Origin of the sequence: Thioalkalivibrio versutus, from assembly GCF_001999325.1 — a bacterium.
Taxonomy (GTDB): domain Bacteria; phylum Pseudomonadota; class Gammaproteobacteria; order Ectothiorhodospirales; family Ectothiorhodospiraceae; genus Thioalkalivibrio; species Thioalkalivibrio versutus.
The window spans coordinates 19,307-35,175 of the sequence record NZ_MVAR01000027.1; the positions used below are offsets into that span (position 1 = coordinate 19,307).

General features: G+C 66.4%; 14 protein-coding genes. 11 read left to right on the top strand and 3 right to left on the bottom strand.

Features of this window, described 5'->3' with window-relative positions; genetic code table 11:
* Positions 1-14 precede the first annotated feature (14 nt).
* Both B0684_RS10385 and B0684_RS10390 read left to right on the top strand, forming a co-directional pair.
* Positions 15-833 carry a glycine/sarcosine N-methyltransferase gene (locus tag B0684_RS10385; RefSeq protein ID WP_018169217.1) on the top strand — a complete coding sequence of 273 codons (819 nt, stop codon included), beginning with the start codon at positions 15-17 and terminating at the stop codon, positions 831-833.
* Positions 830-1,678 carry a methyltransferase domain-containing protein gene (locus B0684_RS10390; RefSeq protein ID WP_018176304.1) on the top strand — a complete coding sequence of 283 codons (849 nt, stop codon included), beginning with the start codon at positions 830-832 and terminating at the stop codon, positions 1,676-1,678. Before B0684_RS10385 ends, B0684_RS10390 begins: the two co-directional genes overlap by 4 nt.
* Positions 1,679-1,707: 29 nt before the next feature.
* Here B0684_RS10390 and B0684_RS10395 read toward each other — a convergent pair whose 3' ends face one another.
* Positions 1,708-2,442, bottom strand: a complete 735-nt coding sequence (locus B0684_RS10395; protein ID WP_018176303.1) for an arginyltransferase — start codon at positions 2,440-2,442, stop codon at positions 1,708-1,710.
* 155 nt (positions 2,443-2,597) lie between these two features.
* On the opposite strand from B0684_RS10395, the gene metH reads away from it, so the two are divergent.
* From metH to B0684_RS10420, 5 genes are all read left to right on the top strand, one after another.
* Entirely contained in the window at positions 2,598-6,389 is a 3,792-nt protein-coding gene (gene metH / locus B0684_RS10400) for a methionine synthase (RefSeq protein ID WP_018650601.1), read from the top strand.
* A gap of 155 nt (positions 6,390-6,544) precedes the next feature.
* Positions 6,545-6,937: a PH domain-containing protein gene (locus B0684_RS10405; RefSeq protein ID WP_018176301.1), complete on the top strand. Its 393-nt coding sequence runs from the start codon at positions 6,545-6,547 to the stop codon at positions 6,935-6,937.
* Complete coding sequence (locus tag B0684_RS10410) at positions 6,934-7,257, top strand: hypothetical protein (protein ID WP_018176300.1); 324 nt, start codon at positions 6,934-6,936, stop codon at positions 7,255-7,257. The genes B0684_RS10405 and B0684_RS10410 overlap by 4 nt, the downstream gene beginning before the upstream one ends.
* Positions 7,258-7,314: 57 nt before the next feature.
* On the top strand, positions 7,315-8,868 hold the full coding sequence (locus B0684_RS10415; protein WP_018650600.1) for a bifunctional GNAT family N-acetyltransferase/carbon-nitrogen hydrolase family protein: 1,554 nt from the start codon (positions 7,315-7,317) through the stop codon (positions 8,866-8,868).
* Between the two features lie 213 nt (positions 8,869-9,081).
* Positions 9,082-10,455 carry a response regulator gene (locus tag B0684_RS10420; RefSeq protein WP_018650599.1) on the top strand — a complete coding sequence of 458 codons (1,374 nt, stop codon included), beginning with the start codon at positions 9,082-9,084 and terminating at the stop codon, positions 10,453-10,455.
* Positions 10,456-10,506: 51 nt separating this feature from the next.
* Here B0684_RS10420 and B0684_RS10425 read toward each other — a convergent pair whose 3' ends face one another.
* On the bottom strand, positions 10,507-11,301 hold the full coding sequence (locus B0684_RS10425) for a dienelactone hydrolase family protein (RefSeq protein ID WP_018650598.1): 795 nt from the start codon (positions 11,299-11,301) through the stop codon (positions 10,507-10,509).
* Positions 11,302-11,495: 194 nt separating this feature from the next.
* Between B0684_RS10425 and B0684_RS10430 the strand changes: the two genes are divergently transcribed.
* From B0684_RS10430 to B0684_RS10445, 4 genes are read left to right on the top strand one after another with little or no spacing between them, the layout of a single operon-like run.
* Positions 11,496-12,392, top strand: a complete 897-nt coding sequence (locus B0684_RS10430; RefSeq protein ID WP_018650597.1) for an HDOD domain-containing protein — start codon at positions 11,496-11,498, stop codon at positions 12,390-12,392.
* 44 nt (positions 12,393-12,436) lie between these two features.
* Positions 12,437-13,021, top strand: coding sequence for a Slp family lipoprotein (locus tag B0684_RS10435; protein ID WP_077277026.1), 585 nt, complete (start codon positions 12,437-12,439; stop codon positions 13,019-13,021).
* 2 nt (positions 13,022-13,023) lie between these two features.
* Positions 13,024-13,515 carry a Slp family lipoprotein gene (locus B0684_RS10440; protein WP_018169206.1) on the top strand — a complete coding sequence of 164 codons (492 nt, stop codon included), beginning with the start codon at positions 13,024-13,026 and terminating at the stop codon, positions 13,513-13,515.
* A 59-nt stretch (positions 13,516-13,574) separates the two neighbouring features.
* Positions 13,575-14,573 carry a zinc-binding dehydrogenase gene (locus B0684_RS10445; RefSeq protein ID WP_018650595.1) on the top strand — a complete coding sequence of 333 codons (999 nt, stop codon included), beginning with the start codon at positions 13,575-13,577 and terminating at the stop codon, positions 14,571-14,573.
* Positions 14,574-14,610: 37 nt separating this feature from the next.
* On the opposite strand, the gene B0684_RS10450 is transcribed toward B0684_RS10445, so the two are convergent.
* The gene (locus tag B0684_RS10450; protein ID WP_018144720.1) at positions 14,611-15,825 is read right to left on the bottom strand and encodes a TraB/GumN family protein; all 1,215 of its coding nucleotides are present in this window, start codon (positions 15,823-15,825) and stop codon (positions 14,611-14,613) included.
* Positions 15,826-15,869 lie beyond the last annotated feature (44 nt).

Sequence of the window (15,869 nt, forward strand, 5' to 3'; positions counted from 1 at the left end):
CAAGAGGAACCAGCATGGCAGCGAATATCAAGAATGATCAGGACTTCGGCGAGAAGCCGACCGAACGTCGCGATACCGAGAACTATCTCAACGAGTACACCACCGGCTTCGTCGACAAGTGGGATGACCTGATCGACTGGGACAACCGCGCCAAGAGCGAAGGCACCTTCTTCATCGAAGAACTGAAGAAGCGCGGCGCCAAGCGCGTGCTCGACGTCGCCGCCGGCACCGGCTTCCATTCCGTGCAGTTGCGCGAAGCGGGCTTTGACGTGGTGACCGCCGACGGCGCCCCCGAGATGCTCGTCAAGGCCTTCGAGAATGGTCGCAAGCGGGGTCACATCCTGCGCACCGTGCAGGCCGACTGGCGCATGCTGAATCGCGATATCTACGGCCGCTACGACGCCGTCGTCTGCCTGGGCAACTCGTTTACCCACCTGTTCAATGAACACGACCGCCGCAAGGCCCTGGCCGAGTTCTACTCCGCCCTGAACCACGATGGCGTGCTGATCCTCGACCAGCGCAACTACGACACCATCATGGACCATGGTTACTCGTCCAAGCACACCTACTACTACTGCGGCGACAACGTCCAGGTGCAGCCGGCCCACGTTGACGAAGGCCTGGCGCGCTTCCAGTACAAGTTCCCGGATGGTTCCGAGTACTTCCTGAACATGTTCCCGCTGCGCAAGGCCTATGTCCGCCGCCTGATGCGCGAGGTCGGGTTCCAGAAGATCGAGACCTACGGGGACTTCCAGGAGACCTATCGCGAGAGTGATCCGGACTTCTTCATCCACGTGGCCGACAAGCGTTATATCGAGGGCGAGGAACGATGAGCGAGAACTACTCCGACGCAGTCGAAACCGCTCGCGACTACTACAACAGCGAGGACGCCGACACCTTCTACAAGATGGTGTGGGGCGGTGAAGACCTCCATATCGGGCTGTACGAGTACAAGGACGAGCCGATCGGCGACGCCAGCCGTCGCACGGTCGCGCACATGTCCGACCTCCTGGGCGAGCCGCAGCCGGAATGGCGCGTGCTCGACATGGGCGCCGGCTACGGCGGTGTCGCCCGCTACCTGGTGGAAAACTACGGTTGCGACGTCACCGCGCTGAACCTGTCCGAGAAGGAAAACGAGCGCGATCGCGAGATCAACAAGGCGCGCCACCTCGACGACAAGATCACCGTGGTCGATGGCTCCTTCGAGAAGGTCGACGAGCCGGACGAGTCCTATGATGTCGTGTGGTCCGAGGACTCCTTCCTGCACAGCCAGAACGAGGCAAAGAAAAAGGTGATCCAGGAGGCCGCGCGCGTCCTGAAGCCGGGTGGCTGGCTGATCTTCACCGATCCGATGCAGACCGACGATTGCCCGGATGGCGTGCTGGACCCGATTCTGGCCCGTATCCACCTGGATTCGCTGGCGAGCCCGGCGCTGTACCGCGAGGCGGCCAAGGCGGCCGGCCTGGAAGAGGTCAGCTTCGAGGAGCACTCCGGTCAGATCTCGACCCATTACGGTCGCGTGAAGCAGGAGCTCGAGTCCCGCGAGGACGAGTTGAAGAACTACATCTCGCAGGACTACATCGACCGCATGAAGCAGGGCCTGCAGCACTGGGTCGATGGCGGCAACTCGGGCTACCTGACCTGGGGCATCTTCCGCTTCCGCAAGCCGGCCCGCTAGGCCGCGCGCGAGGAGGCTGCTGGCCGCCGTCAGGCGGGCAGCAGCCTCCAGACCCCGTCCACGCGGCCTTCGAGCGGCTGGAACCGGGTCTTGTATTCCATCTTCGGCGCCTGGTCGATCCAGTAGCCGAGGTAAACATGGGGCAGACCCAGGCGGTGCGCATGCGCCACCTGGGTCAGGATTGCGAGGGTGCCCAGGCCGCGGCGCGGCTGATCCGGATCGAAGAAGCTGTACATCGCCGACAACCCCTGTGGGGTGCGATCGGTGACGGCCACCGCGACCAGCGTGTCGGCCTGGCGGAATTCGATCAGATCCACTGGGCCGTTGCGGTGGGCGAGCATTCCCGCGTATTCCTCGCGTCCCATCTGTTCCATGCCACCGCCCGTGTGACGGGCGGTCTGGTAGCGCGAGAACAGCGGCATGTGCTCGTCGAGATCGGCGGCGGGCGATGTTCCGGGCTGTTCCGGCGGCCGGCGGATCGTCACCGCGAGATCGCGATTGCGATCCAGGCAGCGGCGCTGGCTCCGGTTCGGGCGGAAGGCCGCAACCGGGATGCGTACGGGCACGCAGGCCGCGCACTCGGGGCAGTGATGCCGATAGACAAACTGACCGCTGCGGCGAAAGCCCTCGGCCAGTAGCTGGCCGAAGCGCGCGCCGCCCAGGCTGACCGCGGGGTCGACCAGCAAACTCTGCATCTCGCGGTCGTCCAGATAGGGGCAGGCCTGCGGGGCAGTAATGAACCAGCGGATCGGATGTTCCTGCATGGCGCTATCGTGACAGCTCTGCTCACGGGCGCAACCAGGCCGCATCCGGGGCTGCGACGCAATTTGAAAGAGCCTGCCACCAGGGTGGGCTCCACGCACGGGATGGAACCCCGGCGTGTACACTTATCCCATTCGAAACCAATGGTGTACGGCACATGACGGCAACACGAAACGATATCGAGAAAGCGCTGAAAGAGCGCATCCTGATCCTGGACGGCGGTATGGGTACCACCATCCAGCTGTACAAGCTGGACGAGGCCGATTACCGCGGCGAGCGCTTCAAGGACTGGAAGAGCGACCTCAAGGGCAACAACGATCTGCTGTCGCTGACCCGCCCGGATATCATCGAGCAGATCCACAACGACTATCTCGAGGCCGGTGCCGACATCATCGAGGCCAACACCTTCAACGGTACCCGCATCGCGATGGCGGACTACCACATGGAGGACCTGGTCCCCGAGCTGAACCGCGAATCGGCGAAGCTCGCGCGCAAGGCGGCTGACGCCTGGACCGAGAAGACCCCGGACAAGCCGCGCTACGTCGCCGGCATCCTCGGCCCGACCAACCGCACCGCGTCGATCTCCCCGGATGTGAATGACCCGGGTGCGCGTAACGTGGACTTCGACACCCTGGTCGCGTCCTACAAGGAGGCCGCCGAGGCCCTGGTCGAGGGGGGCGTCGATCTGCTGCTGATCGAGACGGTGTTCGACACCCTGAACGCCAAGGCCGCGATCTTCGCGGTGAAGACGCTGGAAGACGAGCTCGGGAAGGACCTCCCGATCATGATCTCCGGCACGATCACTGACGCCTCCGGCCGTACCCTGTCCGGCCAGACCACCGAGGCCTTCTGGAACTCCGTGCGTCACGCCAATCCGGTCTCGATCGGCCTGAACTGCGCGCTGGGTGCCAAGGAAATGCGCCAGTACGTGGAAGAGCTTTCGCGCATCGCCGATACCTTTGTCTCCGCGCACCCGAACGCCGGCCTGCCGAACGAGTTCGGCGACTATGACGAGAGCCCGGAGCAGATGGCCGCGGATGTCGGCCCGTGGGCCGAACAGGGCCTGCTGAACATCATCGGCGGCTGCTGTGGCACGCTGCCGGAGCACATTCGCGCCATGCGCGAGGCGGTCGAGAAGCACGCGCCGCGCAAGCTGCCGGAGATCGCCCCGGCCTGCCGCCTGTCGGGTCTCGAGCCGTGCAACATCACCGACGACTCGCTGTTCGTGAACGTCGGCGAGCGCACCAACGTGACCGGGTCGCGCAAGTTCCTGCGCCTGATCCAGAACGAGGAATTCGACGTCGCGCTGGAAGTCGCGCTGAACCAGGTCGAGGGCGGCGCCCAGATCATCGACATCAACATGGACGAGGGCATGCTGGAGTCGCAGGAGGCAATGGTCCGCTTCCTGAATCTGCTGGCCGGCGAGCCCGATATCGCCCGCGTCCCGGTGATGATCGACTCCTCCAAGTTCGAGATCATCGAGGCCGGTCTGAAGTGCGTGCAGGGCAAGCCGGTGGTCAACTCGATCTCCATGAAGGAGGGCGAGGAAAACTTCATCAAGCAGGCCCAGCTGTGCCGCCGCTATGGCGCCGCGATCGTGGTCATGGCCTTCGACGAGGACGGCCAGGCGGATAACGAGCAGCGTCGCGTCGAGATCTGCACCCGGGCCTACAAGCTGCTGACCGAGAAGGTTGGCTTCCCGGCCGAGGACATTATCTTCGACCCGAACATCTTCGCGGTCGCGACCGGCATCGAAGAGCACAACAACTACGGCGTGGACTTCATCGAGGCCACTCGCCGTATCAAGAACGACCTGCCGCACGCGCTGATCTCCGGTGGCGTGTCCAACGTATCGTTCTCCTTCCGCGGCAACGAGCCGGTGCGCGAGGCGATCCACGCCGTCTTCCTGTATCACGCCATCAAGGCGGGCATGGACATGGGTATCGTCAACGCCGGCCAGCTGGCGGTCTACGACGATATCGACGCGAAGCTGAAGGAAGCGGTCGAGGACGTGGTCCTGAACCGCCGCGACGACGCCACTGACCGTTTGCTCGAACTGTCCGAGGAGTACAAGGGCCAGGGCGGCGGCAAGAAGGAAGAGAACCTCGAGTGGCGCGAATGGGAAGTCTCCAAGCGTCTCGAGCACTCCCTGGTCAAGGGTATCGACACCTACGTGGTCGACGACACCGAAGAGGCACGCCAGGCGTATGACCGCCCGATCCAGGTGATCGAAGGCCCCCTGATGGACGGCATGAACGTGGTCGGCGACCTGTTCGGCGAGGGCAAGATGTTCCTGCCGCAGGTGGTCAAGTCCGCCCGCGTGATGAAGAAGGCCGTGGCCCACCTGATCCCGTACATCGAGGCCGAGAAGACCGGCACCGAGAACAACGGCCGGATCCTGATGGCCACGGTGAAGGGCGACGTCCACGACATCGGCAAGAACATCGTGGGCGTGGTGCTGCAGTGCAACAACTTCGAGGTCATCGACATTGGCGTGATGCAGCCGGGGGCCTCGATCCTGAAGGCCGCCAAGGAACACAACGTCGACGTCATCGGCCTGTCCGGCCTGATTACCCCCTCGCTGGAGGAGATGGCCAACTTCGCCGCCGACCTCGAGCGTGAAGGCATGAAGACCCCGCTGATGATCGGCGGCGCGACGACCTCGCGCGCCCACACCGCGGTGAAGATCGAGCCGAACTATTCCGGTCCGGTGGTCTGGGTGAAGGACGCCTCGCGTGCCGTGGGCGTGGCCCAGAGCCTGATCAGCCCCGAGCTGCGCGAGAAATACGCCGCGGACATCCGCGAGGAGTACGAGAAGCTGCGCGTGCAGAACGCCGGGCGCAAGAAGAAGGTCCAGTGGGTCACGCTCGACAAGGCGCGCGCCAACAAGCCGAAGATCGACTGGTCCGACTACACGCCGCCGAAGCCGAACGCGCTGGAGACCGACAACCTCCCGGGGCAGCCGAAGGTGTTGCACCCGCATGGCGATGGCTCCGTGCTCCTGCGCTTCGACGACTACGATCTGAACGAGGTCGCCAAGTTCATCGACTGGACGCCGTTCTTCCACTCCTGGCAGCTGCATGCCGCCTACCCGCGCATCCTGGACGACGAGAAGGTCGGCGAAGAGGCGCGCAAGCTGTTCAAGGATGGCAAGGACATGCTGAAGCGGATGATCGACGAGAAGTGGGTCACCCTGCGCGGCGTGGTCGGCTTCTTCCCGGCGAACACCGTTGATGACGACGACATCGAGGTGTACACCGACGACAGCCGCTCCAAGGTGCTGAAGAAGCTGCACCATCTGCGCCAGCAGACCGAGAAGCGTCGCGGCCAGCCGAGCCACTCCCTGGCGGATTTCGTGATGCCCAAGGAAGCGGGTGGTCCGGACTACATCGGCGCCTTCGCGGTCAGCGCCGGCGGTGATGTCGACGCCAAGGCCAAGGAATACGAAAAGGCCAACGACGATTATCACGCCATCCTCGTGAAGAGCCTGGCGGACCGTCTGGCCGAGGCCTTTGCCGAGTGCATGCACTACCATGTGCGTCGCGAATACTGGGGCTATGTCCCCGACGAGTCGCTGGAGAACGAGGACCTGATCGAGGAGAAGTACCAGGGTATTCGCCCGGCGCCCGGCTACCCGGCCTGCCCGGAGCACACCGAGAAGGGGGCCCTGTGGGAGCTGCTGCAGCCGGAAGAGCACGCCGACATGACGCTCACCGAGAGCTTCGCCATGCTGCCGGTCTCGGCCGTCTCCGGCTGGTACTTCGCCCATCCGGAGTCGCGCTACTTCGGGCTCGGCAAGGTCAACCGCGACCAGGTCGAGGACTACGCCAAGCGCAAGGGCATGTCGTTCGAGGAGGCCGAGCGTTGGCTCGCGCCAAACCTCGGCTACGACGACAGCGACGAGGCCAAGGCGGAAGCCAAGGCCGAGCGCGACGCCCGGACCGCGTAACTTCGCGATCCTGCCCCGGGCGGGCCGGCTGACCGGCCCTTACCCGGCAAACTGCGAGCCCCGCCCCGTGCGGGGCTCGCTTTGTTTGGGACGGCGCGCCAAACTGGATGGGTCCGTGCTGTGCGGACGCGTCCGTCCCCAACCGGAGTCTGCGCATGTCTGCCCGTGAACCTGCGATCGACGCCCGACCGGCGATGTTCCGCAATCACCCGGTCGGTTTCATACTCAGCCTGGTGCTGATCCCGGCCTTCGGCCTCGGCTTGCTGATCCTGTTGTGGTGGTACTTCCAGACGCGCTCGGTACGGTTGCGCATCGATGCCGATCAGGTGCATCTGGAGCGGGGTCTGTTGTCGAAGTCGCATGTGGACCTCGATATCGGCCAGATCCGCACGGTGAAGGTGGACCAGAGTTTCTTCGACCGCATCTTCCGTGTCGGCCAGATCGCGGTGTACACCACCGGGGACAACCCGGAATTCCGGGTTAGCGGCATCCCGGACCCCAACCGGGTGCGCGAGTACGTTCGGGAGCGCCGCGAGGCCGTGGCATGAGCCGCTCGGACCGCCGCGACAGCCGCCTGGCGCTGCGTATTCTGCTCGGTACCTCGACGCTCGTGGCCCTGCTCGTCGCCCTGCTGGTGCTGGCGGCAGCGGTGTCCCTGCCGGGGCTGTCGGACTGGGTCGCGCTCACCTTCGATGATGGTATGGGCCTGCAGAACGCGGCCCTGGTCGCGGCCATCGTCTCGGTGCTGGTGTCGATCGTGTTCGCCCTGGCCGCCGGCGAGGGTCTGATCGGGGAATTGCAGTTCATGATCCCCGGTTTCTTCCTGTTCTTTGTGTTCTTCTGGTTGATGCTGGCCTGGATCTTTTGATCCACGCCCATTCCCCGTGCATCCTGCCCCTCTGTCTCAATCCCGGAGCCCCCAAGCGTGACCACTGACGCGGACAACGAGTCGAACCCCCAGCACCACCTGACCCTGCGTCCGACGCGGGTCGAGGACTACGAGGACATCCGCGAGATCATGGAGCGGGTCTATCACGACCTCGACGGTGCCTGGAGCGAGGCGCAGTTCCGGTCCCAGGTGATGCGCTTCCCCGAGGGCCAGATCTGCATCGAGGACAACGGCAAGGTGGTCGCCGCGGCCATCAGCCTGATCGTCGAATACAAGCGCTTCGGTGATCAGCACAATTACTGGCAGATCACCGGGAATGGCTTCCTGACCACTCACGACCCGGACGGCGACACGCTGTACGGCGTGGACATCTTCGTGCATCCGGACTATCGCGGGCTGCGCCTGGGCCGGCGCCTGTACGACGCGCGCAAGGAGCTGTGCGAGAAGCTGAACCTGCGGGCCATCGTCGCCGGTGGGCGCATCCCCGGCTACGAGCAGTACCGCGACGAGCTGACGCCGCAGCAGTACGTACGCAAGGTCAAGAACCACGAGATCATCGACCCGATCCTGACATTCCAGCTGGCGAACGACTTCCACGTCCGCAAGATCATCACCAACTACCTGCCGGACGACGAGAAGTCCGGGGCCTACGCGACCCTGATCGAGTGGCTGAACATCTACTACGAGGAGAAGGAAAAGCTGATCGGCGGCAGCCGTTCGGACGTGCGCATCGGCGTCGTCCAGTGGCAGATGCGCCCGACGGTGGACCTGGACTCCCTGTTCCAGCAGGTGGAGTATTTCGTCGATGCGGTTTCCGGCTATCGCTCGGACTGCGTGCTGTTCCCGGAATTCTTCAACGGCCCGTTGATGGGGGCCTTCAACCAAGACTACCCGGCCGAGGCCGTGCGCCGGCTGGCCGAGTACACCGAGGCGGTCCGCGAGGAGATGGTGCGCCTGGCGCTGGCCTACAATATCAACATCGTGGCCGGCTCGATGCCCGAGTACACGGACGATGTCCTGCGCAATGTCTCCTATCTGTGTCGTCGAGATGGCACCTGGGACCGCCAGTACAAGATCCACGTGACCCCGGACGAGGTCTCCTACTGGGGCCTGCAGGGCGGCGACGAGGTGCATGTCTTCGACACCGACTTCGGCAAGATCGGGATCCTGATCTGCTACGACGTGGAGTTCCCCGAACTGCCGCGAGTGATGGCGGACCACGGTCTGCAGATCCTGTTCGTGCCCTACTGGACCGACACCAAGAATGCCTATCTCCGGGTACGGCGTTGCGCCCAGGCCCGCGCGATCGAGAACGAGTGCTACGTGGTGATGTCCGGCTCGGTGGGCAACCTGCCCAAGGTCGAGAACATGGACATGCAATACTCCCAGGCGGCTGTGTTCACCCCGTCCGACTTTGCCTTCCCGCACGACGCGGTGGCCGCGGAGGCCACCCCGAACACCGAGATGACCCTGATCGTGGATCTCGACCTCGACAACCTGAAGGAGCTGCGCAATCACGGTTCGGTGCGCAACCTGCGTGATCGTCGGCGCGACCTCTATTCGGTCAAGTGGAAGTCGAAGCCCGTGTAGCAAACACGGAGCGGTGGTCGCGCACGACGCTCCGCGGGCCGATCGCCCGGAGCGAGAAAGTGTGAACCGGTTCCGGTTGCCCCGGCGACCCCACTGGCATCCGGACGCGGGGGCCCGTAGTCTTGCGAGTCTAGGGATGTTCGGCCACCGGGGGTACAGCGTGGTCGGCGGCCGTGCCGCTGTCAGGCGGCCGGATGTCAGTCAGGGGGAAGCATGAGCGATCAGATACCGGACCCAAAACGCGCCGCGATCCTCGTGGTGGATGACTCCAAGGTCATCCGGGTTGCGTTGCAACGTATTCTGCAGGGTCAGAACACCGTCTACGAGGCGGCCGACGGCGAACAGGCCCTGGAACTGCTGCAGCAGTATCCCGATATCGGGCTGGTGCTGACCGATCTCTCGATGCCGGGCATCGACGGGCAGGATCTCCTGCTGCGTATTCGTGATGGCGTCGATGACCTCCCCACGGACCTCCCGGTGGTGATCGTGACCGGTCAGGAGAGCGACGAGGCGGCCAGCGACGAATGGCGTTCACTGGGGGCCAATGCCGTCCTGATGAAGCCGTTTGTTCCCACCCGCGTGCGCGAGGTCGTGGCCGAACTCCTGCCACCGCCGCCGGTCCCCGAGCCGCCCCCCTCCGGAGCGGCCCCCGACTCCGCCGAGAACCAGGCGCTGCGCGACGAGGTCGAGCGCCTGCGCCGCGAGTTGATGCTGCGGCAGCAATCCTCCAATGAGCGCGAGGCGCAGAAAGAGCTGGAGCGTCTGCGCAACGCCCTGGGCGAGGCCCGCGACGAGTCCACGGCGGCGTTCCAGCGCGCGGAAGAGCGGGATCGCGAGATCGAGGCCCTGCAGGGTCGTCTGGAGGAGGCGGAGACGGCGCTGGCCGAGGCGCGGGCGCGGGACGAAGAGGTCGCGGCAGCAGCCGAACAGGCCGCGGCCCGCGAGGAGGAGCTTGCGGCCTTGCGTGTGCGTGTGGAAGAACTCGAGGCTGAGGGCGCCCCGGAGTCGACCGAGCCCGACCGCGAGACCGAACAACTGCGTAGCCGGGTGCGCGAGCTCGAGAGCGAGAATGTCCGTCTGGACCACGAGCTCGTCGACCTGGAGCGCCAGCGCGAGGAGGAGCAGACGGAGCTGAAGGTGGCGCGGGGCGAGGCCGAACGCCTGCGCCGCGAGCGCAACCAGCAGTGCGAGCGCGCCGCGGCGGCCGAGAAGGCCCAGGCCGAGGCCGAGCAGCGCTGTACGGATAGCCAGGATTCGGCTTCGGATCTGGGTGACCGCCTGGTGGCCCGCGAGCAGGAGCTGGCGGAGGCCCAGCAGCGCAACCAGGACCTGCGTGGCCGCATCCGTGATCTGGAACATGCCCTGACCGGCCACAGCACCACCGCTGCGGCGGAGCCGGCGAGCGAGCCGAGTCGGGGCGAACCGGTCAAGGCGGAGCCGGAGGACAGCCTGCGAGCGTCCCTGTTCGATGCGCAACACGCGCGACCCGCGCGCCTGGGGCGTCGCCGCTGGTTCCGGCTGGCGTTTGTCGGGGTGCTGGCGGTGATCGTGGTCCTGGGGGTGGCGATCTACCTGCGCGGGATCTGAGGCGCCGCGTGAAAGGGGCGGGCACCTGGCAGTGCCCGCCGTTCACCGGGTTTAGTGCCGATCGCGGAGGACACCCAGCAGGTGGTTCCAGGAGTCGTGGTCGGCGCGGGCGTCATAGCCGACCGGCATGCCGAACTCCTCGGCAATGGCATCGGCCCCCGGATTGGTGAAGCTGTGCTTCACGCCGGAGAATTCCACCACGGTGTAGCGTACTTCGGCCTCCTGCATCTCCTTCTGGAAACCGGCGACCTGCTCCGGCGGGATCATCGGGTCTGCGGTACCGGTGAAGGACAGCAGTTCGGCCGACACCTTGCCGACCTCGGCCGGGTGCTCGGTTGCCAGGCCGCCGTGGAAGCTCGCCGCCACGTTCAGGTCCATCCCTGCGCGCGCGGCCTCGAGGGCCACGGTGCCGCCGAAGCAGTAGCCGACCGCGGAGGGCGCCGCATCCGCGCTGGCATCATGCGCGCGCAGCCAGTCGTAGGCGGCCTGGAAGCGGCCCAGCATCAGGTCGCGATTCTCGCGGATTTCTCCGGCGAACTCGCCGGCGGTGGACGGGTGATCGGCCAGCTTGCCGCTGCCGTACATATCCAGGGCGAAGGCGGTGTAGCCCTCGCGGGCCAGCTGCTCGGCACGGTCGCGGGCGTAGTCGTTGTGGCCCCACCATTCGTGAATGACCAGGACCGCCGGGTGTGGCCCGTCGCCTTCGGGATGGGCCAGATAGCCGGTCATCTCGTCGCCGTCATGGTCGTAGGCGATCTCTTCGGTCTGGATGCCGGCCAGGGCCATGCCGGGGAGCAGGCCGGCGAGCAAAACGGCCAGCGGCGCAAATGCGGACTTGCTAAACATATGGGCACCTCCTTGGTGGACGAAGCGTCGTATTTTCGACTCGGGCCTGCGAGTATGGTTCGGGCCCGGCCGGGTTACAACGAAGGGGACAGCGGCTACAGTAGAGAGGTCGGGGCCACATGCGCGAGGTGGCCTCGAAACAGGACGAGTGAGGCGCAGCGATCCCCGTTCCGCCTCGGCAAGAGGATCCATCCATGTCCGACCGATCCGCCAACGATTCCCTTGAGGCCCGCGTCCAGTCGGCTGACAAGCTTCTGGCCATGCCACAGGTGGTGTTCGAGGTTGCGCGCCTGCTGGAGGACGACGATGCCACGGCTGCCAGGATCGCCAGCAGCCTGGGACGCGATCCCGGCCTGGTGGCCCTGGTCCTGCGCATCGCCAACAGCCCTGCCTATGCCCCGGCGCGTCCGGTTGACTCGGTGGACCGCGCGATTGCCCTGCTGGGTCGCGATGCCCTGCAGCGTCTGGTCGTGGCGAGCGCGATCACCCGCGCCACGGCCAGCATCCCCGATCAGGAACGCCTGCCGTTGGAGGTGTTCTGGCGCCATTCGGCCTACTGTGCGGTGATCGCGCGGCAACTGGCGATGCGCGTGTCGCCGCGCCAGGCCAGCGGGATCTTCCTGGCTGGCCTGCTGCATGATCTTGGCAAACTGTTGTTGTTCTCGCAGTCGCCGGAATCGGCCCACCGGGCCTTCCTCTCCAGTCTGGATGTTGGCGACGGCCTGAGCCCGCAGGGCGCGGAGCGCGCGCAACTGGGCTTCGATCATGCGGAGCTGGGTGGGGCCCTGGCCGCGCACTGGGGTCTGCCGGAACTCCTGGTCGACTGCCTCGCCGGTCACCATCACCCGCTGCAGGCGCCGGAGCGCAACCGCACCGCGGTGATGCTGGTGCACCTGGCCAACACCGGTGCCCATCTCGCCGAGATCGATTCGCGCGACTGGGCGGATGCACCCCCGGTAGATCCGGCGGTGTGGGACGCCCTGCATCTGGCCCCCGAGGTCCTGCTCGCCGCAGTGGAGGAGGCCCAGCACGAGGTGCTGGCGGTGCAGGATCTTTGCGATCCGGCGCACGATGGGGAGCCGCGGCCATGAGGGCGCGCCGTGAACTTGAGGGTGGCGCTCGAATCTCATCGACTATGCAGAGTCGAGCATTCCAGCTTGTACGATTGCGCGCGCTGGTCCTGACGGGGCTGCTGCTCCTGGTGACGGGTTGTGCCGGGGTTCCGGCGGCCCTTTCCCCGTTGCCTGCTGCCGCCCCCGATCGCGACCAGGTGCTGGCGGATCCCGAGGCCGTGAAGGGCGAGACCGTGGTCTGGGGCGGGGTGATTGCGGGCATCGAGAACACCTCGGGCGGTACCCGGCTGGAGGTGGTGGCCCGCGAGCTTGATCGCCAGGGGCGACCGCAGGAGGCGGACCGCTCACCCGGGCGCTTCCGCGTGGTCAGCAGCGGTTTTCTCGACCCGCAGATCTACAAGGAAGGCCGCGAGGTGACCGTGCGGGGTGTCATCCACGGGATCGAGGAGGGCCGCATCGGCGACTACGCCTATACCTTCGTTACGCTGCAGGCGGATGCGGTCTACCTGTGGCCGCGGCGCCCGCCACCGACGGAGCGCGGCTACCGCGATCCGTTCTACGACCCGTTTTATGACCCGTTCTATAGTCCCTGGGGCCCGCGCTACGGCCTCTATGGGCGCTATCACCCGCATCCCTGGTACTGGTGAGCATGACCCGATTCCTGCGTCCTTTTCTGGCATTGCTGCTGCCCGTGTTCCTGGGCGCCTGCGCCTCCGGCCCGCTGGAGGCCCCGGATGACCCGGCCGTGCAGGTCGAGCCGCGTGCAGTCACCGCCGATAGCCTGCCGCCCGACGAGCAGGTATGGGGCGGGGTGATCGCGCGCGTGGACAATCGCGCCGAGGCGACCTTCATTGAGGTGGTCGGTTACCCGCTCAGTCGTCAGGAGCCACAGACGCGGCAGTCCACCACGGGGCGTTTCCGCCTGCGTGTGGAGGGCTTCGCCGACCCGGTGGACTATCGTGCCGGGCGCCGGATTACCGGTGTCGGGACGGTGACCGGGGTCGAGGACGGTCGGATCGGCGAGCTGGACTACGTCTTCCCGGTGCTGGAGGCCCACTCGGTGCACCTGTGGCCGGAGCCCGAGCCGCCACGATCTTCCGGCGGTGTGCGCTTTGGCATTGGCATCGGAATCGGCCTGTAGGCCGCACTCGGGGCGGCCGGCGCGCGTTTCCACGAATCCCCATGCAACGAGGAGTAGTCATGCGAGCAGTCGTGTTCGACCAACCCGGAGCCGCCGAGGCCCTGCGTCTGGACGAAGTGGCGGAGCCGGCGCTCACGGCCCCCGACCAGGTCCGCATCCGGATGCTGGCGGCCGGTGTCAATCCGGTGGATACCAAGGTGCGCGCCGGGGGCATGATCGTCCCCGGTGCGCCGCGCAACACGCCGGGCTGCGATGGGGTAGGCATCATCGAGGAATGTGGCAGTGCCGTGCATCACGCGCGGCCGGGGCAGCGGGTTGCCTTCTGTTTTGGTGGGGTCGGGGCCGATCCGGGGACCTACGCCGAACAGGTCGTGGTGCCCGAGGCCGCGGTGGTCCCGGTGCCGGCGGCGGTATCCGATGCCCAGGCCGCCGCCCTGCCGCTTACCTGGCTGACCGCCTGGGAGGCCCTGTTCGAGCGGGCCGACCTGCAGCGCGGCCAGAGCGTGCTGGTCCACGCGGCGGCCGGCGGGGTCGGGCAGATGGCCGTACAGATCGCACGCGCCGCCGGCGGCCGGGTACTGGGGCTGGTGCGGCGCGACGAGGCGGGCACGATTGTCACCGCACTTGGGGGCGATGTCGTCGACCTGCGCAAGCCGGATGCCGCGGACGCGATCATGCAGTACACCGATGGGCGTGGCTTCGACATCGTGCTGGACACTGTTGGTGGCGAGGTCTTCCGCGAGGGACTGACGCAGGTGGCCTATGGCGGGGATCTGGTGACCCTTCTGCCCCCCCCGGAGGATACCGACTGGAACCCGGCGCGGCTGCGCAACCCGAGCATCAGCCTGGAGCTGATGCTGACCCCGATGCTGGAGAATGATCGCCGCCGTCTGAAGCACCAGGCCACCCTGGTGGCCGAGGGTCTGGCCCGGCTGGCCAGCGGTCGCTTGCAGGTCAACGTCGAGGATACCCTCCCGCTGGCCGAGGCCGCCGAGGCCCACCGGCGCATCGAAGCCGGCGGCCGCCGCGGCAAGCTCGTGCTGCGCATCCCCGAATAAGCGGGTCTTGCAACCACGAAGCGCGTGGGGGAGGAGATTAGCTGCCGAAGAGGTGGCTGAAGACGCGGGCGCCGCCGATGTAGGTGCCGGCGGCCGAGCCCAGGGTGGTCAGCAGGAATACCAGCAACACGCGCGAGACGCGGTTGCGCCACCAGCCGCGTGGCGTGGTGGTGTCCTGACGCAGACTGGCAAAGTCGGAGACCCGCGGCTTGCGCAGGAACAGCTCGGCCGCGGCCGCCACAAAGCCGACCCCGATGGTGGGATTTAGCGAGGTCAGCGGGGCCGCCAGGGCAGCGGTGAGCACGGTCAGTGGATGGGCCAGGGCGATGATCGCGCCGAGGGCCGCCAGCCCGCCGTTGATCAGTACCCAGTCGATCACCATCTGCAGGCCGATATCCGGGTTGCGCGAGAACCCGATGGCAAAGCCGGCGAGGATGATCCCGATCACCACCCACGGGACGACCTTGGGCCAGCGCGCCTTGGGCGGGGCCTGGTCCAGGGCGTCGAGGATCGCGTCCGGCGGGGTCAGGTGATCCTCGGCCTGTTCGGCAATCCCGGGCAGGTGGCCAGCCCCCACCACCGCCAGGATGCAGCGAGTCTCCGGGTTGGCCGCGAGGCGGCGCAGGTGGGCGGCCATGTAGTGGTCGCGCTCTTCGATCAGGGTGCGGTAGAGGTCCTCGGACTGCTCGGCGAACTCGCTGAAGGTGGACTCCAGCATGTCGCCTTCCTTCAGGCGCTCGATCTCGGATTCGTCGATCTTCTCGCGCGAGAGTACGGAGCTGAACAGTCCGCCGATCAGCCCCATGCGTTCCCACCAGCGCACTGCGCGGTAGGTGCGGCGCAGGGTCAGGCCGATATCCCGGTCGATCAGGGCCAGGGGGAGGCCATTGTCTAGGGCGCCGTCCATGGCCGCGCGCATCTCGGCGCCGGGTTCGATGCCGTACTGGTCGGCCAGGCGTTGCTGGTAGGCCCCGAGCGCCAGACTGGCGGCGATCATCGGGGCCTGGCCCTTGCGCATCACGCTGAACAGATCCATGCGCCCGACTGCGTCGGGGTCCAGCATCGCGCGCTGACGGCTTTCGCACAGCTCGACCGCCACGCTGTCAAAGGCCCCCGTGTCGATCAGGGCACGGACCTTGTCGGCGCTGGCGCGCGACACGTGCGCGGTGCCCAGCACCACGACTTCGGTGTCGCCCAGTTGCAGGACGCGGTGGGGTTCGTCGGCGATCAGTTCCTGGACGGCGGGATTCATGCGTGGCGGGCTCTTGCTCCGGTGGGCGGGCCGTATTCTACGGC